At 59.0% G+C, this 19336-nt stretch carries 18 protein-coding genes; 10 read left to right on the top strand and 8 right to left on the bottom strand.

The window, feature by feature from the left end; all coding sequences use genetic code 11:
- Positions 1-112: 112 nt before the first annotated feature.
- The gene (locus ACR0C5_RS06045) at positions 113-562 is read right to left on the bottom strand and encodes a methyltransferase family protein (protein ID WP_480875279.1); all 450 of its coding nucleotides are present in this window, start codon (positions 560-562) and stop codon (positions 113-115) included.
- A gap of 204 nt (positions 563-766) precedes the next feature.
- Between ACR0C5_RS06045 and kynU the strand changes: the two genes are divergently transcribed.
- Positions 767-1960: a kynureninase gene (kynU, locus tag ACR0C5_RS06050; RefSeq protein ID WP_480875281.1), complete on the top strand. Its 1194-nt coding sequence runs from the start codon at positions 767-769 to the stop codon at positions 1958-1960.
- Here kynU and ACR0C5_RS06055 read toward each other — a convergent pair.
- A complete protein-coding gene (locus ACR0C5_RS06055) occupies positions 1953-2546 on the bottom strand; it encodes a TetR/AcrR family transcriptional regulator (protein WP_480875283.1) in 594 nt (197 codons plus the stop codon). The genes kynU and ACR0C5_RS06055 overlap by 8 nt on opposite strands.
- Positions 2547-2634: 88 nt before the next feature.
- Here ACR0C5_RS06055 and ACR0C5_RS06060 point away from each other — a divergent pair, with 88 nt between their 5' ends.
- Complete coding sequence (locus tag ACR0C5_RS06060) at positions 2635-3099, top strand: (2Fe-2S)-binding protein (protein WP_170784166.1); 465 nt, start codon at positions 2635-2637, stop codon at positions 3097-3099.
- Between the two features lie 3 nt (positions 3100-3102).
- On the top strand, positions 3103-5343 hold the full coding sequence (locus ACR0C5_RS06065; RefSeq protein ID WP_480875286.1) for a xanthine dehydrogenase family protein molybdopterin-binding subunit: 2241 nt from the start codon (positions 3103-3105) through the stop codon (positions 5341-5343).
- A gap of 46 nt (positions 5344-5389) precedes the next feature.
- On the opposite strand, the gene ACR0C5_RS06070 is transcribed toward ACR0C5_RS06065, so the two are convergent.
- From ACR0C5_RS06070 to ACR0C5_RS06080, 3 genes are all read right to left on the bottom strand, one after another.
- Entirely contained in the window at positions 5390-6169 is a 780-nt protein-coding gene (locus ACR0C5_RS06070) for a gamma-glutamyl-gamma-aminobutyrate hydrolase family protein (protein ID WP_170788346.1), read from the bottom strand.
- A gap of 199 nt (positions 6170-6368) precedes the next feature.
- Positions 6369-6794 (bottom strand): GlcG/HbpS family heme-binding protein, encoded by a 426-nt coding sequence (locus tag ACR0C5_RS06075; RefSeq protein WP_170410912.1) that lies wholly within the window; start codon positions 6792-6794, stop codon positions 6369-6371.
- Between the two features lie 82 nt (positions 6795-6876).
- Entirely contained in the window at positions 6877-9012 is a 2136-nt protein-coding gene (locus ACR0C5_RS06080; protein WP_480875289.1) for a malate synthase G, read from the bottom strand.
- A gap of 205 nt (positions 9013-9217) precedes the next feature.
- On the opposite strand from ACR0C5_RS06080, the gene pepN reads away from it, so the two are divergent.
- The 5 genes from pepN to ACR0C5_RS06105 all read left to right on the top strand — a co-directional run bounded on the left by pepN (position 9218) and on the right by ACR0C5_RS06105 (position 15726).
- Positions 9218-11770 carry an aminopeptidase N gene (pepN, locus tag ACR0C5_RS06085; RefSeq protein WP_480875292.1) on the top strand — a complete coding sequence of 851 codons (2553 nt, stop codon included), beginning with the start codon at positions 9218-9220 and terminating at the stop codon, positions 11768-11770.
- On the top strand, positions 11767-12195 hold the full coding sequence (locus ACR0C5_RS06090; protein WP_170769236.1) for a hypothetical protein: 429 nt from the start codon (positions 11767-11769) through the stop codon (positions 12193-12195). The genes pepN and ACR0C5_RS06090 overlap by 4 nt, the downstream gene beginning before the upstream one ends.
- Positions 12196-12323: 128 nt before the next feature.
- Positions 12324-13574: a hypothetical protein gene (locus ACR0C5_RS06095; protein ID WP_480875295.1), complete on the top strand. Its 1251-nt coding sequence runs from the start codon at positions 12324-12326 to the stop codon at positions 13572-13574.
- A gap of 71 nt (positions 13575-13645) precedes the next feature.
- A complete protein-coding gene (gatB, locus tag ACR0C5_RS06100) occupies positions 13646-15157 on the top strand; it encodes an Asp-tRNA(Asn)/Glu-tRNA(Gln) amidotransferase subunit GatB (protein WP_170769235.1) in 1512 nt (503 codons plus the stop codon).
- Positions 15158-15315: 158 nt separating this feature from the next.
- The gene (locus ACR0C5_RS06105; RefSeq protein WP_170769234.1) at positions 15316-15726 is read left to right on the top strand and encodes a DUF4177 domain-containing protein; all 411 of its coding nucleotides are present in this window, start codon (positions 15316-15318) and stop codon (positions 15724-15726) included.
- 7 nt (positions 15727-15733) lie between these two features.
- Here ACR0C5_RS06105 and ACR0C5_RS06110 read toward each other — a convergent pair whose 3' ends face one another.
- Both ACR0C5_RS06110 and ACR0C5_RS06115 read right to left on the bottom strand, forming a co-directional pair.
- Positions 15734-16018, bottom strand: a complete 285-nt coding sequence (locus ACR0C5_RS06110; RefSeq protein WP_480503150.1) for a GDCCVxC domain-containing (seleno)protein — start codon at positions 16016-16018, stop codon at positions 15734-15736.
- Complete coding sequence (locus ACR0C5_RS06115; RefSeq protein WP_170753030.1) at positions 15990-16244, bottom strand: BolA family protein; 255 nt, start codon at positions 16242-16244, stop codon at positions 15990-15992. Before ACR0C5_RS06115 ends, ACR0C5_RS06110 begins: the two co-directional genes overlap by 29 nt.
- A gap of 108 nt (positions 16245-16352) precedes the next feature.
- Between ACR0C5_RS06115 and ACR0C5_RS06120 the strand changes: the two genes are divergently transcribed.
- Positions 16353-16979 (top strand): J domain-containing protein, encoded by a 627-nt coding sequence (locus tag ACR0C5_RS06120; RefSeq protein ID WP_170769233.1) that lies wholly within the window; start codon positions 16353-16355, stop codon positions 16977-16979.
- Positions 16980-16984: 5 nt separating this feature from the next.
- Here the strand turns inward: ACR0C5_RS06120 and ACR0C5_RS06125 are convergent, their stop codons facing one another.
- Entirely contained in the window at positions 16985-17755 is a 771-nt protein-coding gene (locus tag ACR0C5_RS06125; protein WP_480875301.1) for a Hint domain-containing protein, read from the bottom strand.
- 478 nt (positions 17756-18233) lie between these two features.
- Between ACR0C5_RS06125 and cobS the strand changes: the two genes are divergently transcribed.
- On the top strand, positions 18234-19217 hold the full coding sequence (gene cobS, locus ACR0C5_RS06130; protein WP_170769231.1) for a cobaltochelatase subunit CobS: 984 nt from the start codon (positions 18234-18236) through the stop codon (positions 19215-19217).
- Positions 19218-19336 lie beyond the last annotated feature (119 nt).

Here is a 19336-nt window from a genome sequence, read left to right on the forward strand (position 1 = left end):
TCACTCAGACCCGAGCGGGTGGTCGGTATGGTTCATCAAACATTGATCTATCCTGCGCAATATTATTTCGCAAGCGCAGCATAATTTACGCTGTGTCACAACGCGTCGATCCTCAGACCCAGCGGCGGGTCTGCTGTTCGTAACGGGCGAATTCCGCACGAAATTTTCGGCGTAACCGGTCTTCTTCCGGTACGATAAAGCGGCGCTCCAACAGCCACGTGAAAATCGGGATCAGCACCAGGGACAGCACCGCATCGAACCGCAGGACCAATCCTGTCAGGATCAAAACATCCCCCAGATAGATTGGGTTCCGACTGCGCTTGAAAATGCCAGTCTGCACCATTTGGGTCGGCACCTGATGCGGAAGAACCGTTGTTTTATGCCGTCGAAACTCGACAACAGCCAGCACTGCCAGAACAACACCCCCGCCAATCAGAAGGCCACTGAGAAGATCGGTAAACCAACCGCTGAAGGACAATCCCATGGGCAAGAACTGCGCTTGCAGCCACGCTAGACCGGCAGCTGCTAGCAACCAGATCGGAGGGATATCAATTTTCTGCATTCGCGGCGTCTTTCCAGCTGTCACTCAGGTCCAGAGTGTCGTTTTCGACCGACGGTCTATCGCTTTCTGACCTGAATATCAAAATACCAGATAGTCGCAGCAGTGTAATACGCCGCCTGACTCACAACCTCTTCCGATGGACAGCACTGTGCGCATCCGCTAGCCATCTTCAGGAAACGGAATTTTCATCAGCCCGGAGCATCCATGACCGATTTCAAAGCGACCAAAGCCATGTTCGATCTGCCTGAGGGCGTTGTCTATCTGGACGGCAACTCTCTGGGACCGCTGCCGCGCGCCGCTGGTGACCGGGTGAACGACATGCTGGTCAGGGAATGGGGTCAGATGCTGATCACAGGCTGGAACAAGGCTGGATGGATGGGGCTGCCCGTGGCGCTTGGGGATCGTATCGGACGGTTGATCGGCGCGGAACCCGGCGCGGTGGTAACAGGCGACACGCTGTCCATCAAAGTGTACCAAGCCGTGGCTTCAGCGTTGGAACTGCGCCCGGACCGCAAGGTGGTTCTGTCCGATAGCGGCAATTTCCCATCGGATCTGTATATGGTGGATGGTCTTCTACGCTCGTTAGGACCGGACTATGAATTGCGCGTCGTGGCACCCGAGGACGTGGCCGACAACATCACCGAAGACGTCGCCGTCTTGATGCTGACCGAGGTCGACTACCGCTCGGGGCGGATGCATGACATGCAGACGCTGAGCGAACTGGCTCACGCCAACGGCGCGATCACAGTTTGGGATCTGGCCCATTCCGCCGGGGCAATTCCCGTAGACCTGTCGGGCTGCAATGCCGATTTCGCGGTAGGCTGCACCTATAAATATCTCAATGGCGGCCCCGGAGCGCCCGCCTTTATCTATGTCGCCCCGCGGCTGGCCGACCGAGTGCGCCCAGCCCTGTCGGGCTGGCTCGGTCATGAAGCACCCTTTGCCTTTGATCTGGATTACCGCCCCGGCGGTGGGATCGAGCGGATGCGGGTCGGCACCCCTCCGATCATCCAGATGACGGCGCTGTCGGCAGCGATGGACATCTGGGACATGGCGGACATGGCCGATGTACGCGCAAAATCGGTGGAGCTGACGGAATTGTTCATTGCGCGGGTCGAGGCCACCTGCCCCGAACTGGTGCTGGCCAGCCCACGTGACCCGAACCAACGCGGTAGCCAGGTCTCGTTCCGGTTCTCCGAAGGCTATGCGGCTATGCAGGCACTGATTGCCCGTGGCGTGATCGGTGATTTCCGCGCGCCTGACATCATGCGATTTGGCTTCACGCCGCTTTACATCGACAAACAGGATGTCGCGCGTGCCGTGGAAATTCTGGCCGACATCATGACCAACCGTCTGTGGGATACCCCGGAATACAAGCAACGCCAGCGCGTTACGTGATCGCAAGCGCGGCGCCAAGAAGGGTTGCCAGATTGGCGTTGGAACGGGTGAATTCCTGCGAATCTGCGGCCGAGACCTTGATCCCACGCAAGGCCGACGTGATCATTTTGGCCGTTACCGACGGCTCATCGAACAAATGCACACGCCCGTTTGCCGCCTCTAGCCCGAGCCAATTCGCGTAAAGCGCGACAAGCTGCGCCTCGCCCTCGGTCACCAGATCGGCAGCGGTCGAGACGCTGACATCCAGCAACTCCAGTCCGTGCGGTGTCGCCAATATTTCGGCCATCCCATCGGTCTGCGCCTCGATCGCGCCGCTGATGATCTGTTGCACTGCCCCCCCGGCTGTCAAAGCCTCGGCGACGGCGGCAATCTTGCGGTCATAATACCGCTGGGTCAGCTTGCGCAGAATCGTCTCTTTGTTCGGGAAATACTGGTACACGGCAGGGCGTGACATTCCCGCACCCTTGGCAATGTCATCCATCGAGGTTTTTCGGAACCCATAGGCCGAAAACGCCTGAAGGGCCGATTCCAGAATGGACTGGCTCTTTTCTCCGGCAACAATATCTTTCAATTCAGTTTCTGACATTTTTAACTCATTTTGTCAGTTGACGATCTGACAGTTTCACCTATTTATGTCAGAAGAACCACGCAGCGACAAGCCGAGAGGAAGCGCAATGGCGACCAATCTGACGATCAACGGAACTTCCCATCAGGTGGACCTGCCCGATGATGTGCCCCTTTTGTGGGTTTTGCGCGACGAATTGGGCATGACCGGCACCAAATACGGATGTGGCGTGGCAGCCTGTGGCGCATGCACCGTCCATATCGACGGCGAGGCGGTTCGCTCCTGCCAGGTTGCCCTGTCCGATGTCTGGGGCGACGTCACAACAATCGAAGGCCTGGGAACGCCCGAAGCGATGGCCACCATACAGCAATCCTGGGTGGATCATCAGGTCGCTCAATGCGGTTTTTGCCAGTCGGGCCAGATCATGCAAGCCGCGGCGCTGCTGGCCGAGAACCCCTCGCCCACCGATGCGGATATCGACGACGCGATGCAGGGCAATTTGTGCCGCTGCGGCACCTATCCCCGCATTCGGGCCGCGATCCACGACGCTGCATCCAAACTGAAGGAGGCGTAAGCCATGGCATCTGTTGGTAAAATCCTGCGCCGCACCTTCCTGATCGGATCAGCCGCTATTGTTGGCGGCGTGGCCTTTGGTGCCTATTACGTGAGTCGCCCCGCCGCCAACCCGCTGAAACCCGGCGATGGTGAAACGGCGCTCAGCCCGTTTGTCCTGATCGACCAGCAAGGTGTGACACTGTTCGCGCCGCGCGCCGAGATGGGACAGGGCGTGATGACCACTTGGGCCGCCTTGATCGCAGAAGAGCTGGATGTGGAGCTGGACGATATCCGCGTTCTGCACGGCCCGGCTGCAGCAGCCTATTACAACAACGCTCTGCTGGGCGAAGGGCTGCCGAACAAGGGCTATGACATCTCCGATTTCCAGCACAATCTGGGCGAGGCCTTGGGCGTGATTGGCCGCAGCCTCAGTCTGCAGGTCACGGGCGGATCGACCTCGATGAAGGACGGATTCGAGCGGATGCGCGAAGCCGGGGCCACCGCGCGCGAAACGCTGAAACAGGCGGCGGCGGATCGGTTGGGCGTTGATCGCACTCAGCTGAAGACCGAAGGTGGTGCGGTGATCGCGCCTGACGGCACGCGCCTGCCGTATACGGAACTGGCCGAAGCTGCCGGGCAGATTGAGCCACCCCATGTCGGTCTGCGCGACCCGTCGGATTGGCGTCTGCTAGGACGAAACCTGCCGCGCGTTGATGTGCTGGGCAAGTCCACCGGCACCGCCGAGTTCGGCATCGACGTGCGCCCTGAGGGTTTGAAATTCGCCTCGGTCCGGATGAACCCGAAACTGGGCGGCGTGATGAACGGCTTTGATGACAGCGCCGCCAAAACCATGCCCGGTGTAGAACAGGTGGTCGATCTGGGCAATGGTGTCGCCGTCATCGCCAACAACACCTGGTTGGCCATTCAAGCAGTCGAGGCCATTGATGTGGATTGGGGCGACGCGCCCTATCCGCCTGAAACTGACGGTTTGTTCGCCAAGATCGCCGAGGCGTTCGACGACGCTCCGAACTCGACAATGCGCGATGATGGCGATGTGGATGTCCTGCCCGAAGGTGCGACGGAAATCAGCGCCGAATACACGGTGCCCTACCTGGCGCATTCCACGATGGAACCGATGAACGCCACTGCGCTGTTCACCGGCACCAAGCTGGATCTGTGGTGTGGCAATCAAGCTCCCACCCTACTGCTGGCGCGTGCAGCAAACACCGCCAACCTGGACAAGGACGCGGTCGAGATCCACACCTCCTATTTAGGCGGCGGCTTTGGCCGGCGCGGAGAGCTGGACTTTGCTGAAATCGCGACCAAGGTTGCGATGGCCATGCCCGGCGTCCCGGTCCAGACCACTTGGAGCCGCGAAGAAGACATGCGCCATGACTACTACCGTCCCGGCGCGATTGCCCGAATGCGCGGCGCGGTCAAGGACGGTCAGGCCGTTCTGATCGACGGCAAGGTCGCCGCGCAGTCCTGCACCCAGCAGGCGGTTGAGCGTTATACCGGCCTGCCCGGTGCCGGACCCGACAAGGTGCTGGTCGAAGGACTGTTCAACCAGCCCTACGCCGTCCCCAATTACCGCATCGGTGGCCATATTGCGGATCTCAGCGTGCCAGTAGGGTTCTGGCGCTCGGTCGGCAACAGCCATAACGGGTTTTTCCACGAGACATTCATGGACGAAATGGCCCACGCCGCCGGTCGCGACCCACTGGATTTCAGGCTGGAACTGGCGAATGACGAGCACGCCCCCTCGGCCGGTGTACTACAAGCGGTCAAAGAGATGTCGGGTTGGACCGGCAAAACTCCCGACGGTGTCGGGCGTGGTGTCGCGATGACTTACAGCTTTGGCACGCCAGTCGCGCAGGTGATCGAAGTGGTTGACGAAGACGGCACCATCCGCATCGCCAAAGCCTGGATCGCCTGTGACGTCGGCCTTGCGCTGGACCCCGGCACGGTCGAGGCCCAGATGTTCGGCGGCATGATCTATGGTCTGTCGGCCGCCGTGATGGGTGAGATCACCTTTGCCGAGGGCGAGGTCGAGCAATACAACTTCCCCGACTACGACGCCCTGCGGATGCACAACGCGCCCGCGACCGAGGTGCGCATTCTGGAAACCAACCGTCACCTTGGCGGCGTGGGTGAGCCCGGAACGCCCCCTTCAATGCCTGCGCTCGGCAACGCCCTATTCGACCTGACGGGCGAGCGTGCGCGCGCACTACCGCTGATCAATCAGTTCAATCTGCTGGTTTGATCACGATGCGCCGGTCTGGTCCTTCTCTCCCGGACCGGCGTACATTTTATGCGCTTTGTTGAACCAACCGCGCACCTGATCCTTCCGACCATGCATGCACGGCTGCCCCGAACGCCTCGAACAGCGGGCGCGAGACCGGGTCGTTTTCCGCGTCCCACTCCGGATGCCACTGCACCGACAGCGTGAACCCCGGCGCGTCCTGCACATAGATCGCTTCGGGCGTACCATCGGGCGCATACCCATCAACAACGATGCGATGGCCTACGGTTTTGATCCCCTGCCCGTGAAGCGAGTTCGTCATCACTTCATGTGCACCCATCAGGCGGTGAAATACGCCACCGTCAGACAGGGTCACGATGTGGCGCAGGGCAAACTTCTCTTCCAACGTGCCATCGGGCGGCATCCGGTGATTCATACGCCCCGGAAGATCGCGGATTTCTGGATAGAGCGTCCCGCCCATCGCCACATTGACCTCCTGAAAGCCGCGGCAAATGCCAAAGAACGGTTGGCCCCGCTCTACGCAGGCCCGCACCAATGGCAGCGCAATTGCATCCCGTGCCCGGTCAAATTCTCCGTGCGCATCCGTCGCGGCTTCGCCGTATTCCTCGGGGTGAACATTGGGACGCGCGCCGGTCAACAGAAACCCGTCACACACCTCCAGCAATTCCTCGACCGACACATAGCGCGGGTCCGCCGGGATTAGCATCGGCAGACAGTCCGAGACATTGGCCACTGCGTCCGAATTCATCGTCCCACCCGTATGGGTCGGGTATTGGTCGTTCATCAAATATGAGTTGCCGATGATACCGACGATGGGTCGAGACATTCTGCTTTCCTGATTTGTTCCGTGTTCAGGGAAAGCTAGCCGCCACGCCCGCCGCGCGCAATGGCACAACCCCTGTGTATCAGCGCAGGCACTTGTTCAGCTATGCACATGGGTGTTGTGATGGGGACAAATGCCCATTTGTCAGGCGCTTCACACACGCCAAAGGGTCAGAGAGCCCGCAGACTCTCTGACCAATGCATCAGATCTCGCCGGTCAGACCAGCAGCCTCGATCCCGGCCATCGCCGCGATCGCATCATTGTCCGAGGTGTCACCGGTCACGCCTACAGCACCGATCACGGCGCCTTTCTTGTCGCGCAGCAACACGCCGCCCGGAACCGGCACAACCTGACCCCCATAGACACCGTTAACAGCAGCCATGAAATAGGCCTGCGCCTCGGCCCGCGCCATCTGCGCGGTGCCGGCCATGCCCAGCATGACCGAGCCATAGGCCTTGCCCTGTGCAATCGCAAAACGACCGGGCGCGGCACCATCTTCGCGTTCAAACGCGATCACATGACCACCGGCGTCCAGAACAACAACCGACAGAGGTTTCAGTTCCAATTCGCGGCCCTTTTCCAAAGCCTTGCGCACAATCGTACGCGCCTTGCGCAATGTAACAGCCATGCCTGATCCCTTTCATCTGGCTAACAATATCCTCGGGGGAGCGGGAGGGGGCAGACAGCCCCCTCGTTCCGACCCTATCCGTTCAACCCAAGCTCGTTTTCAACTCCAAACGGCGGGCGTGCAGAACCGGCTCGGTGTAACCCGAAGGCTGAACCCGACCTTTGAAAACCAGATCGCAAGCTGCTTGGAACGCCACACCATCGAAGCCGGGTGCCATCGGGCGGTAGCTGGGGTCGCCTTCATTTTGACGATCTACCACGGCCGCCATTTTCTGCATCGCAGCCATCACCTGTTCTTCACTGACGACATCATGATGCAGCCAGTTGGCCAGCGCCTGAGATGAAATCCGGCAAGTTGCCCGATCCTCCATCAACCCGATATCGTTGATATCCGGCACTTTCGAACAGCCTACGCCCTGATCGACCCAACGCACGACATAGCCCAGAATACCCTGCGCGTTGTTCTCGATCTCGACGGAGATCTCGTCCTCGCTCAGGTTGCGGCCGCCCAGCAGCGGCACGGTCAGCAGATCATCCAGTGTACCGCGTGCACCGCCTGCGGCCAGTTCGTCCTGACGGGCCAGAACATCGACCTTGTGGTAATGCGTTGCATGAAGCGTCGCCGCGGTTGGGGACGGCACCCAGGCGCAGGTCGCGCCCGATTTCGGGTGTCCGATCTTCTGCTCCAGCATATCCCCCATCCGGTCAGGCATCGCCCACATGCCCTTACCGATCTGCGCCTTGCCTTTCAGACCGCAGGCCAGACCGATATCGACATTGCGGTCCTCATAAGACGCAATCCACGGTGTCACCTTCATGTCACCCTTGGGCAGCATCGGTCCCGCCTCGATCGAGGTATGTATCTCATCGCCCGTACGGTCCAGGAAACCAGTGTTGATAAAGGCCACACGCGATTTCGCAGCACGGATGCATTCCTTGAGGTTGGCCGAGGTGCGGCGCTCTTCATCCATAATACCCAGCTTGACGGTGTTGCGCGGCAGGCCAAGAATGTCTTCTACCATATCGAAAATCTCGACCGCAAAGGCCACTTCGGCGGGCCCGTGCATCTTGGGCTTGACCACATAGACAGACCCCTTGACCGAGTTGCCGCCCTCACGCTGCAGATCATGCATCGCGATCAGAGTGGTGCAGAGCGCATCCATCAGGCCCTCACCGATCTCATTGCCATCACCATCCAGAACGGCCGGGTTAGTCATCAAATGGCCCACGTTGCGGATCAGCATCAGCGAACGGCCTTTCAGCACGTCCTGTTCGCCGCCTGCGGTGGTATAGGTCAGATCATCGGCCAGTTTCCGGGTAAAGGTGGTGCCTCCTTTGGTCACCTCCTCAGCCAGATCGCCTTTCATCAGGCCCAGCCAGTTGCTATAGGCCACGACCTTGTCTTCTCCATCCACACAGGCGACCGAGTCCTCGCAGTCCATAATCGTGGACAGCGCCGATTCCATATGTACATCCGCAATCCCCGCCGGGTCGGTCGCGCCAATATTGCTAGAAGCATCGACGACGATTTTCACATGCAGCCCGTTGTTCTTCAGCAGAACGAAATCGGGCTTCCCGGCCTCACCGCCAAAGCCAACAAATGCCGAAGCGTCGGCCAGCGCGGGTACCAGCGCACCGTCTTCGACGTGCAGATTGGACACATCGGCCCACGAGCCTGCAGCCAGCGGCACCGCGTCATCCAAAAAGCTTTTGGCCCATGCAATCACACGCGCACCGCGTACTTCGTCATACCCTCCCGCGGCGGGCAGATCGCCCATTGCGTCCGTGCCGTACAGAGCATCATACAGACTACCCCAACGCGCGTTGGCGGCGTTCAGCGCAAACCGGGCATTAGTTATCGGCACGACTAGTTGCGGGCCGGGGATCGAGGCAATCTCAGGATCGACATTGGCGGTTTCGATTTGAAAGTCATCACCTTCTTCGACCAAATAGCCGATCTCGCGCAGAAACCCCTGATAGGCTTCGGCGTCATGGTCCTGACCTTTACGGTCAACATGCCATGCGTCCAGCTGGCCCTGAATCTCTTCGCGCTTGGCAAGAAACGCGCGGTTCTTGGGCCCAAGTTCGGACACCATCCGCGACAGACCATCCCAGAATGTCTGAGCGGTGACACCGGTTCCCGGCAGAGCCCTACCTTCGATGAAGTCGGCCAGAACTGGGTCGACTTGAAGCCCGCTGCGTGTCTGTCTGCTGGTCATTTTGTTCCTCCTGCCAATGTACGCCACTGCATACCGCCAGCATTTAGAGCGTAAGTTTCCGATAGGCAACGTCTGCCGTTGCGTTCTGGTAAAAAAATCTTACCAAAATCGCGTTACCTGGGATCCGCCCCATCCGCGACACGGCTTGCAGCCCATTGCCACAGACCATAACGTCGCCTCAAACTCCAACCGATGCGAGGCCCCGATGCGCGACGCTGCCCCTACGACGATCTATCTCAAAGACTACACGCCCTTTGGCTATCTTGTGGACAGCGTGCGTCTAACCTTCGATCTGGCAGCGCACGCCACCCGCGTAACATCGCGCATTGCTTTCCGCCCCAACCCCGATGCCACGGACCGCACCTTCTTTCTACACGGCGAAGAACTGACCCTGATCCGCGCCTGCATTGACGGGGTGCAGATCGCGCCCGAGGTGACCGATAAGGGCCTGACCGCGCCCGCCCCTGACGCGCCCTTCATCTGGGAGGCCGAGGTTGAGATTGACCCCGGCAACAACACCGCGCTTGAGGGGCTCTATATGTCAAACGGGATGTATTGCACCCAGTGCGAGGCGGAAGGGTTCCGCAAGATCACCTATTATCCCGACCGCCCCGATGTGATGTCCACCTTCACCGTGCGCATCAACGGCGATTTGCCCGTGCTGCTGTCCAACGGCAACCCAAGCGGCAAAGGCGAAGGCTGGGCCGAATGGACCGACCCTTGGCCCAAGCCTGCCTATCTGTTCGCTCTGGTCGCGGGCGAGTTGATCTCACATCCGGGCCAGTTCACCACCATGTCCGGGCGCGATGTCGAGCTGAACCTCTGGGTCCGCCCCGGCGACGAGGGCAAATGCGCCTTTGGCATGGAGGCGCTGAAAAAGTCGATGAAATGGGACGAGGACGTTTATGGCCGCGAATACGATTTGGACGTGTTCAACATTGTGGCCGTGGATGATTTCAACATGGGCGCGATGGAGAATAAGGGGCTGAACATCTTCAACTCCTCCGCGGTGCTGGCCAGCCCCGAGACCTCGACCGATATGAATTTCGAGCGGATAGAAGCGATCATCGCGCATGAGTATTTCCACAACTGGACCGGCAATCGCATCACCTGCCGCGACTGGTTCCAGCTTTGTCTGAAAGAAGGTCTTACGGTCTTCCGCGATGCGCAATTCACATCCGACATGCGCTCGGCCCCGGTGAAACGCATCCACGACGCTATCGACCTGCGCGCGCGGCAATTCCCCGAAGATAACGGTCCGCTCTCGCATCCCGTAAGGCCCGAGAGCTTTCAAGAGATCAACAATTTCTACACCGCCACCGTTTATGAAAAAGGTGCCGAAATCATCGGTATGCTGAAGCGGCTGGTGGGTGATGAAGCCTATGTCAAGGCGCTGGACTTGTATTTCGATCGGCATGACGGGCAAGCCTGCACGATCGAAGACTGGATCAAGGTATTCGAGGATACGACCATCCGCGATCTGAGCCAATTCAAACGCTGGTACAGTCAATCCGGCACTCCGCGCGTGTCGGTTGCCGAAGAATGGGCAGACGGCACCTACACCCTGACCCTTTCGCAGCGCACCGACCCCACGCCAGGCCAGGACGAAAAGCTACCGCAGGTGATCCCGGTAGCCGTTGGCCTTCTGGGCCCGAATGGCGATGAGGTCCGTGCGACTGAGGTGCTGGAACTGACCGAAGCCAGCCAGAGCTTTACCTTCACCGGGCTGGCAGCCAAACCGACAGCCTCGGTGCTGAGGGGTTTCTCGGCCCCGGTTATTCTGGAACAGGATCAAGACAACACCGAACGCGCCTTTTTGCTGGCCCATGACACAGACGCGTTCAACCGCTGGCAAGCCGGGCGCTCGCTGGCCGAAGACACGCTGTTGAACATGATTCAGTCCGATGCAGCCCCCGATGCGGACTATCTGGATGGCCTTCTGGCTGTGCTGCGCGATGGTGATCTGGACCCGGCCTACCGCGCTTTGGTGTTGGGCCTTCCGACACAATCTGAACTAGCTGCCGCGTTGCACGAGAAAGGCTTAACACCCGATCCAATGGCAATCTGGACCGCCGTCGAGACGCTGCGGCAGGTCACTGCACAGCACGTACAGGACCTGCTGCCGCGTTTGCACAGCGAGACCGTGATTGATGCTCCGTACAGCCCTGATGCCGATCAATCGGGCAAACGCGCCTTGGGCGGGGCCGCTTTGGCGTTGACCTCACGACTGGACGGCGGTGCCAAGGCCGCCGAGGAATACAAAGCCGCCGACAATATGACCCTGCAACTGACGGCCCTGTCCTGCCTTCTGCGCGCAGGCAAGGGACAGGCTGAGCTGGCCGCATTCTATGACCAGTGGCAACATGACCGGCTGGTGATGGACAAGTGGTTTGGACTGCAAGTCTCGATGGCGGCACCAGAGGCGACGGCGGATGTGGCGCGCAACCTGACAGAGCATCCGGATTTCAACTGGAAAAACCCCAACCGCTTCCGCGCCGTCATGGGAGCGTTGGCGATGAACCATGCCGGATTCCACCGGGCCGATGGGGCGGGCTATGCCTTGCTGGCGGACTGGTTGATCCAACTGGACCCGGTGAACCCGCAGACGACGGCACGGATGTGCTCGGCCTTCCAAACGTGGAAACGCTATGACACCGACCGTCAGACTCTGATCCGCGCGCAGTTAACCCGCATCGCAGAAACACCCGATCTGTCGCGGGACACGACCGAGATGGTCTCGCGCATTCTAGGCGCATGACGCCTTACACGTTCACACGTCAGAACAGGACGCCGCGCGTTTTGGCGATCCTGCTCTGCGTGTATGGGGTACTGATTGCCCTGGTGATCCTGTTTGATGCGGCGTGGTGGCTGATGGCGCTGTTGGCGCTGACCACCCTGCCCGCGCTGTGGGATTTTGCGCGCGGCACCAGCGCCGGTCTGACCTTGGGTCCGGACCGGATCAGCTGGTTCACCGGCGCGCGTCAGGCCGAGGTCAATCTGGCCGATATCGACCACGTGCGCATGGACACCCGCTGGGACTTCAGCGTGCGCGTTTCACTTGTGCTCAGGTCCGAGAAAAAGATTCGCCTGCCCGATGAATCGACCCCTCCGCACCGGGAATTCGAGCGGCTTTTGCAGCAAGCGGGGCTTCGGGTAAAGCGTCATCACTTTACGGTTTTCTAGGCATAATCCCCATCTCAAGACCTCATTGTTCCCAAATTATGGGCAAAACAGGCCCAAAATCTTGAATTTGAATCAATTCGCGGCGACAGTTCAGCAGTTGCCAGTTTTTACAGTTACCGAGTTTCACCATGTTGCGGTTTTTCCGATCCACTGCGCCCAGCGCCCTTGTCCCCGAAATTCCAGCAGATTTGCATCTGTCAGCAGATGTCGCATCCGTGTTCCCGAATCGGGGGCAAGTGAACATCCCGCTGGCCGATGCCCGCGAGGACGACATCGCTGGTCGCGATGCGATCGAGCGGGGCCGCCATCTGGCGCGTCAGGGCCTGTGGACGGTTTTGTCGCAGGAAATGAAAGCAGCGGATGAGGCGCGCACGTCTGCCCCGGACGGGATGCCGATTGCCGATCTGCTGGCCTTCGGGGCCCGGGCAGATGTGGTTCTGGCCGTCGAACATGCCCTGTCCGACCTGAAAGAAGTGCGTGACTATGACCTGCTGGGCGGCATCTCAGAGCTGGAAGACGAAATGCGCGAAAACGCCGGTGATCCGATGATCGCGCTGGTGGTTGCGCTGGCGCATATCGACATCGCATGGGCGTGGCGTGGCACGGCCACCGAGGCCAAACTGCCGCCGCTGCATCAATCGCGCTGTGCTGCGCATTTTGACCGGGCCGCGGCGATCCTGCCTGCTTGTCGCGAAGCAGCGCCGGACAGCCCACTGGTCGCAGCTGCCGATTGCGCTCTGCTGGCGGGACAGCGCAAGACGCGCGTCCGCGTGGCCGACAAATACGAACGCCTGATCACGTTGGACCCGCACAACCAGCGCCACATGCGCGCCATGGGCACGCATCTGCTGCCGCGCTGGTTCGGCAGCTATGAAGAGCTTGAGGTTCAGGCCCTGCGCAATGCCGCCCGCACCCACGATATCTGGGGCGCAGGCGGCTATACCTGGGCCCAGTTCGACGCCATCGTCCTGGATGACGAAGCCTGCGCGCGTCTGGATGTCGAATATTTCCTGCAAGGTCTGCGCGACATTCTGCGCCATCGCCCCGATCAGGAAATGGTCAACATGCTGGCCGCCTATTGCGCCATCACGATCAAAAAGGGTCAGGGTCAGAACGCCCAAGCCGACGCCGTACGGGCGCAAATCCACGAGGCTGCGAACTGGCTGATCCGTGACCACCTGACCGAGCTGCACCCGCTGGTCTGGGCCCATGCCGCAAACGGGTTCAACAACGCTGTGCGCATCAACTCGACCGAGCGGTTTGCCGCACGCGGCCACCGCGACGCGCTGCGTGCGATTGGCAACCTGTTCAGCGAAGAACTGCGCAAGGGCATGGATGTGACCTTCACCCCCTCGGGCCCGCGCCTGTCCAGCCACTGATTCCCCCTTGCCCCTTTGGCGTGGCACGCCTAATACGCAGGCTTAGACTTCTGCGGAAATAGAGGCGCGCCATGCTCGACCTGACATATGAAATGCCCAAAATCAAAACCATTGCCGGTGCCAAGCACGATTGGGAACTGGTCATCGGGATGGAGGTGCACGCTCAGGTCTCATCCAACGCCAAGCTTTTCTCGGGCGCATCGACACAATTCGGAGCCGAACCCAATTCAAACGTGGCCTTCGTGGACGCGGCGATGCCGGGGATGCTGCCGGTCATCAACGAATACTGCGTTGAACAGGCGGTGCGCACCGGGCTGGGTTTGAAGGCGGATATCAACTTGAAATCAGCCTTTGACCGTAAGAATTATTTCTACCCTGACCTGCCGCAGGGATATCAGATTTCCCAGCTCTACCACCCCATCGTGGGCGAAGGCGAAGTGCTGGTCGAGATGGGCGACGGCACCGCGCGCATGGTCCGTATTGAACGCATCCATATGGAGCAGGACGCGGGCAAGTCGATCCACGACATGGACCCGCATATGTCCTTCGTCGACCTGAACCGGACGGGCGTCTGCCTGATGGAGATCGTGTCGCGCCCCGACATCCGTGGCCCCGAAGAGGCCGCCGCCTATATCGCAAAGCTGCGCCAGATCATGCGTTACCTGGGCACCTGTGATGGCAACATGCAGAACGGCAACCTGCGGGCAGACGTGAACGTCTCGATCTGTTTGCCGGGCGCGTATGAGAAGTATCAGGAAACGCAGGATTTCTCGCATCTGGGAACGCGCTGCGAGATCAAGAACATGAACTCGATGCGGTTCATCCAGCAAGCGATTGAGGTCGAAGCCCGTCGTCAGATCGCCATCGTTGAAGCTGGTGGGGAAGTAGAGCAGGAGACCCGCCTCTATGACCCGGACAAGGGTGAGACACGCTCGATGCGGTCCAAGGAAGAGGCGCATGATTACCGCTATTTCCCCGATCCCGACCTGCTGCCATTAGAAATTGAACAAGGCTGGGTCGACGACATTGCCGCCAAATTGCCCGAACTGCCCGACGCCAAAAAGGCGCGGTTCATTGAGGCATTCGGCCTGACCGACTATGACGCCTCGGTCCTGACTGCCGAGGTGGAATCGGCAGCCTATTTCGAAGAGGTCGCACAGGGCCGCAACGGCAAGCTGGCCGCGAACTGGGTGATCAACGAACTGTTCGGCCGGTTAAAGAAAGAAGACCACGACATCACCGACAGCCCGGTATCGCCCACGCAGCTGGGTGGGATCATCGACCTGATTTCCTCGGATGCTATCTCGGGCAAGATCGCCAAGGATCTTTTCGAGATCGTTTATACCGAAGGCGGCGACCCCGCGCAGATCGTGGAAGAACGCGGTATGAAGCAAGTCACCGACACTGGTGCGATTGAGGCCGCTTTGGACGAGATCATCGCAGCCAACCCCGCGCAGGTGGAAAAAGCCAAGGTGAACCCGAAACTGGCGGGCTGGTTCGTTGGTCAGGTGATGAAAGCCACCGGCGGCAAAGCCAACCCCAAGGCCGTGAACGAACTGGTTGCCAAGAAGCTGGGCGGTTAAATCTACAGAAATTGATGAAAGGGCGGCAGAGGGCATACCCACTGCCGCCTTTCTTTTGCGCTGTGTCCGGGCAACACAAGCCGGGCACCACGCGAAGGAGACTTTCCCAATGGCCTCAAAATGCTAGATTGCCGGGAACGAACAGGTAGGAAGATCCGATGCCGCGCTACGAATACAAAGTCGTCCCCGCCCCGCAGAAAAGCGGCAAGGCCAAAGGGGCCAAAACCGCCGAGGACCGGTTTGCGGCCTCGGTCGAACAGGTGCTCAACCAGATGGGGCAGGACGGCTGGGAATATCAGCGTGCGGAGTTACTGCCCAGCGAGGAACGAACGGGTCTGACTGGCTCAACCGTGAACTGGCGCAATGTTCTGGTGTTCCGGCGCGAAATCGAACTAAGTTTCGTCTCTACCCGCGGCCCGACGGAAACACCCGAAGGCGTACCTTTGGCCCAGCCTGTTCCGGGCCCCGAAATGGTCGTGGCCCCGGCCCCGATTGCGGAAGAGGTGAAAGAGCCGCCGCTGTCGTTGAAAGGCTCGGAAGCCGCCCCAGAACCGCAGGAAAAACCCTGAGACACACTTACGCGCAGCAGGAATTGCCCTCTTGGATCGGTGGGCAGGGCACTGTCGCGTAAGAACAAAAGACGCAGCAGTCGCCGTCCAACGGTTTCAGCACGGCTTGACAGGACTTGCATTCATAGAACCACTGGCACGCATCTGTGGGCATGGTTTCCGTTTCGACATGCCCGCAAGACGGGCAGGTCAGAGTGGATTCGAGTGTCACTTTTGTTTGCGATCCGTCCATGTTCACCTCGGTTTCCGCCATCTTGGCGCTTTCACACCCCGATATCCAGCGCCAGCGCATGGATACGCGGCACGATGTCCCCCAGCGCCTTGTGAACGGCGCGGTGGCGGGCGACGCGGGATTGGCCTTCGAACGCGGCGGCGCGGATGCGGACGTTGAAATGGCTTTCGCCGCCTTCCTGAAAGCCCGCATGGCCCCGGTGGCTTTCGCTGTCATCCACCACCTCCAGCTCATGCGGGTCAAAGGCGGATTGCAAGGCGGTGCGGATTTCGTCGGTCACGGTCATTTTTATGCTCAGCGGCAAAAATTTTACCGCCTCCCCTCTTCTACTTTCGGCTGCTTAGACTAAACTGCTGCCTCCGAGTCGAGAAGATGCGTTCTTAAGGATCACAGCATGACGAAATCAGACCCTTTCGGATTCGATATGTCCGTCTCCAGCGCCAAGAAAAAGAACCCGCGCGGGCGTCGGGGGATGTCGGGCGCGTCTGAGACCTCAGTCCGAATCTGCGATCATGAAGGCTGTGAAGAGGCGGGCAAGTTTCGCGCACCCAAAGCGCCGGATGTGCTGGACGATTTCTTCTGGTTCTGCCAGCAGCACGTGCGCGAATATAACCAGAAATGGAATTTCTTCGACGGCACGACTGAAGCCGAGATGAATGCGCAACGCTCGAAGGACAAGGTTTGGGAGCGTGAAACCAAACCCATGGGCGACCCCGAGGCGCGTGCCTGGGCCCGTCTGGGTATCGAAGACCCGCATCAGGTTCTGGGCGCCAATGGCACGCAGAACAAGGGCCGCACGGCGGGCACAGGTGGCCGCCGCCTACCCCCGACCGAGCGCCGCGCGATTGAAATCCTTGAAGCCAATGACAGCTGGTCCAAGGCCGAAGTGCGTAAAGCCTACAAGAAACTGATCAAGGTGCTGCACCCCGACATGAATGGTGGTGACCGCAGCCAGGAAGAACAGTTGCAAGAGGTCGTCTGGGCCTGGGATCAGATCAAAGACAGCCGGAACTTCAAGTAAAGCCTCTATGCACTTAGAGACGCCTTTAACGCTTGTGCTTCCTGACGTTTCAAGCAGCGTATGCGCGTTTGCTTCCATCCGGAAGTATCACTACGGAGTTCGGGGAACAGCGACATCAGTTCCAGCACGTCTTCACGATCGAATGACATCAAAGCAATTTCGCCCAGAAACAGGCTTTCTGTTGGCAAACCGTTCGATGTCAGGATCGTGTGGCGACTACATGCGACGTGAAAATACGTAACAGGCTCATCCAATTGCACCTGACGTATGGTCTTGTCGTTGACCAGATGAATGGCCGCTGCGAATACCTGAGGTTCTCCGTAAAGCAGTTCAGCACGCCATCCCTCCAAAACAATGCGATGCTGCGGTGAGACGTACAAGTCGCGGTTCGGTAAGCCGTTTCCGAATGCTCCTTCTTGAATGCAAACCGGGCGCATATGGGGGGTTTGTTTCAATACTTCTGCGCCAAGGGTTTTTTGGCCAATCCATACTATGGGCAATAGTTCACCGCTTGATGTTCGGACTTTGTCCCCAACAACAAGGTCTTCGACGAGACAAGGACCATGTTCGGTCTCAATCAAAGTGCCTTTTACGAAACAGGGAACTGTACCTGCCGGCAGCGCAACTGTGACAATGAGCGAGTCGTTGTTTCCATTTCCGGGTCCTGTCGAAGCGAATATTTCAAGAGTGAGTGACGTGTTCGGTGGGATAACGGCCCCTTCGGTTAGCTCGACAGTCAAAACTCCGCTTGATGAAATCGAAACGGTGTAATCCATCGGGTCTAATCCACCGGTCCCAGAAACGACCACACTCCAGGATGCTCCAGATTTCGTCGCAAAATATTGCTGCATCACAGTGGACGATCCACTGGGAATCGAAAGCGAAGAAGGGCCGATTATCGAAAGCGCCATCTAGATCTTTACCGCTAAACGCAACAACGGACACAAGTTTTGCCCAAACATAAGGTTAGTATGCCAATCATATCACAACATAGCAATGTGATCCTGCATCGAATTGAGGCAAACAAAAACTAGAGAGTAAGGCCCCGATCTTCGGCATTCCAACAGCCGTTCAGCCTATTGCATGGGCTTGAATCGAAATCTGTGCATTTGGGTATCACGACGTTTTTTGGGGAAAATCCAGTAGGACACACGAACCGAGCGGCTTTTCCTTGCCCTTCCACGGAATATGTTGCACCACACACAGGTTCGAAAGCCCGCGCGAGGCTGAGGTATCAAGATAAGGACGACAGGCATGGATTGGCCGATTGACGCAAATGCACATCCTTCAGAAGAGATTTCGGTCCGCGAAGTGTTCGGCATCGACACCGATATGCAGGTCAAACGCTTTTACGAAACAACCGAACGGGTTCCCGAGATTGACTCGACTTACAAGTTTGATCCCGACACGACCCTCGCGATTTTGGCAGGTTTTACCCATAACCGCCGGGTGATGATCCAAGGCTATCACGGTACAGGTAAGTCGACCCATATTGAACAGGTCGCTGCACGCCTGAACTGGCCTGCAGTGCGGGTCAACCTCGACAGTCACATCAGCCGGATCGACCTGATCGGCAAGGACGCAATCAAACTGCGCGATGGCGTTCAGATCACCGAATTCAGCGAGGGCATCCTGCCCTGGGCTTTGCGCAACCCGGTTGCGATCGTCTTCGACGAATACGATGCCGGGCGAGCCGACGTCATGTTCGTACTTCAGCGTGTGCTTGAGGCAAACGGAAGCCTCACCCTGTTGGACCAGAACGAGATTCTGACACCGCACCGCTATTTCCGCATGTTCGCCACCGCCAACACCGTTGGCCTGGGCGACACCACCGGTCTTTACCACGGCACCCAACAGATCAACCAAGCGCAGATGGACCGCTGGTCTTTGGTCGCAACGCTGAACTACTTGAGCCACGACGCCGAGACGATGATCGTCTTGTCCAAGGCTCCGCATTACAACACCGCCGAAGGCCGCAAGATCGTCAGCCAGATGGTGACTGTGGCTGACCTGACCCGGACCGCTTTCATGAATGGCGATCTGTCCACGGTCATGAGCCCGCGGACAGTGATTAACTGGGCCCAAAACGCCGAGATTTTCCGCAATGTTGGCTACGCGTTCCGCCTTTCGTTCCTGAACAAGTGTGACGAATTGGAACGTCAGACCGTTGCTGAGTTCTACCAGCGTTGTTTTGACGAGGAATTGCCTGAAAGCGCAGCGTCTGCCAGTGTCGGATAAGCTGAGAATTGCGCCCATATCGGGCGCAATGCCTCCGGTGGGGATATTTTTGGCCATATGAAGGTGGATCCCGGTGCGCTTTTTGCCTCTGGGTTTACATAGAATAGAGGGCGTCCGAA

The sequence above is a fragment of the Ruegeria sp. N8 genome (genome assembly GCF_056531325.1).

Bases quoted from the DNA above. Each gene is read 5' to 3' on its own strand.
- ACR0C5_RS06080 (WP_480875289.1), bottom strand. From the start codon at position 9,012: ATGACCAGCAGACAGACACGCAGCGGGCTTCAAGTCGACCCAGTTCTG.
- ACR0C5_RS06125 (WP_480875301.1), bottom strand. From the start codon at position 17,755: ATGGATTACACCGTTTCGATTTCATCAAGCGGAGTTTTGACTGTCGAG.
- ACR0C5_RS06045 (WP_480875279.1), bottom strand. From the start codon at position 562: ATGCAGAAAATTGATATCCCTCCGATCTGGTTGCTAGCAGCTGCCGGT.
- ACR0C5_RS06070 (WP_170788346.1), bottom strand. From the start codon at position 6,169: ATGTCTCGACCCATCGTCGGTATCATCGGCAACTCATATTTGATGAAC.
- kynU (WP_480875281.1), top strand. From the start codon at position 767: ATGACCGATTTCAAAGCGACCAAAGCCATGTTCGATCTGCCTGAGGGC.
- gatB (WP_170769235.1), top strand. From the start codon at position 13,646: ATGCTCGACCTGACATATGAAATGCCCAAAATCAAAACCATTGCCGGT.
- ACR0C5_RS06075 (WP_170410912.1), bottom strand. From the start codon at position 6,794: ATGGCTGTTACATTGCGCAAGGCGCGTACGATTGTGCGCAAGGCTTTG.
- ACR0C5_RS06105 (WP_170769234.1), top strand. From the start codon at position 15,316: ATGCCGCGCTACGAATACAAAGTCGTCCCCGCCCCGCAGAAAAGCGGC.
- ACR0C5_RS06115 (WP_170753030.1), bottom strand. From the start codon at position 16,244: ATGACCGTGACCGACGAAATCCGCACCGCCTTGCAATCCGCCTTTGAC.
- pepN (WP_480875292.1), top strand. From the start codon at position 9,218: ATGCGCGACGCTGCCCCTACGACGATCTATCTCAAAGACTACACGCCC.
- ACR0C5_RS06060 (WP_170784166.1), top strand. From the start codon at position 2,635: ATGGCGACCAATCTGACGATCAACGGAACTTCCCATCAGGTGGACCTG.
- cobS (WP_170769231.1), top strand. From the start codon at position 18,234: ATGGATTGGCCGATTGACGCAAATGCACATCCTTCAGAAGAGATTTCG.
- ACR0C5_RS06120 (WP_170769233.1), top strand. From the start codon at position 16,353: ATGACGAAATCAGACCCTTTCGGATTCGATATGTCCGTCTCCAGCGCC.
- ACR0C5_RS06110 (WP_480503150.1), bottom strand. From the start codon at position 16,018: ATGCGCTGGCGCTGGATATCGGGGTGTGAAAGCGCCAAGATGGCGGAA.
- ACR0C5_RS06090 (WP_170769236.1), top strand. From the start codon at position 11,767: ATGACGCCTTACACGTTCACACGTCAGAACAGGACGCCGCGCGTTTTG.
- ACR0C5_RS06055 (WP_480875283.1), bottom strand. From the start codon at position 2,546: ATGTCAGAAACTGAATTGAAAGATATTGTTGCCGGAGAAAAGAGCCAG.
- ACR0C5_RS06095 (WP_480875295.1), top strand. From the start codon at position 12,324: ATGTTGCGGTTTTTCCGATCCACTGCGCCCAGCGCCCTTGTCCCCGAA.
- ACR0C5_RS06065 (WP_480875286.1), top strand. From the start codon at position 3,103: ATGGCATCTGTTGGTAAAATCCTGCGCCGCACCTTCCTGATCGGATCA.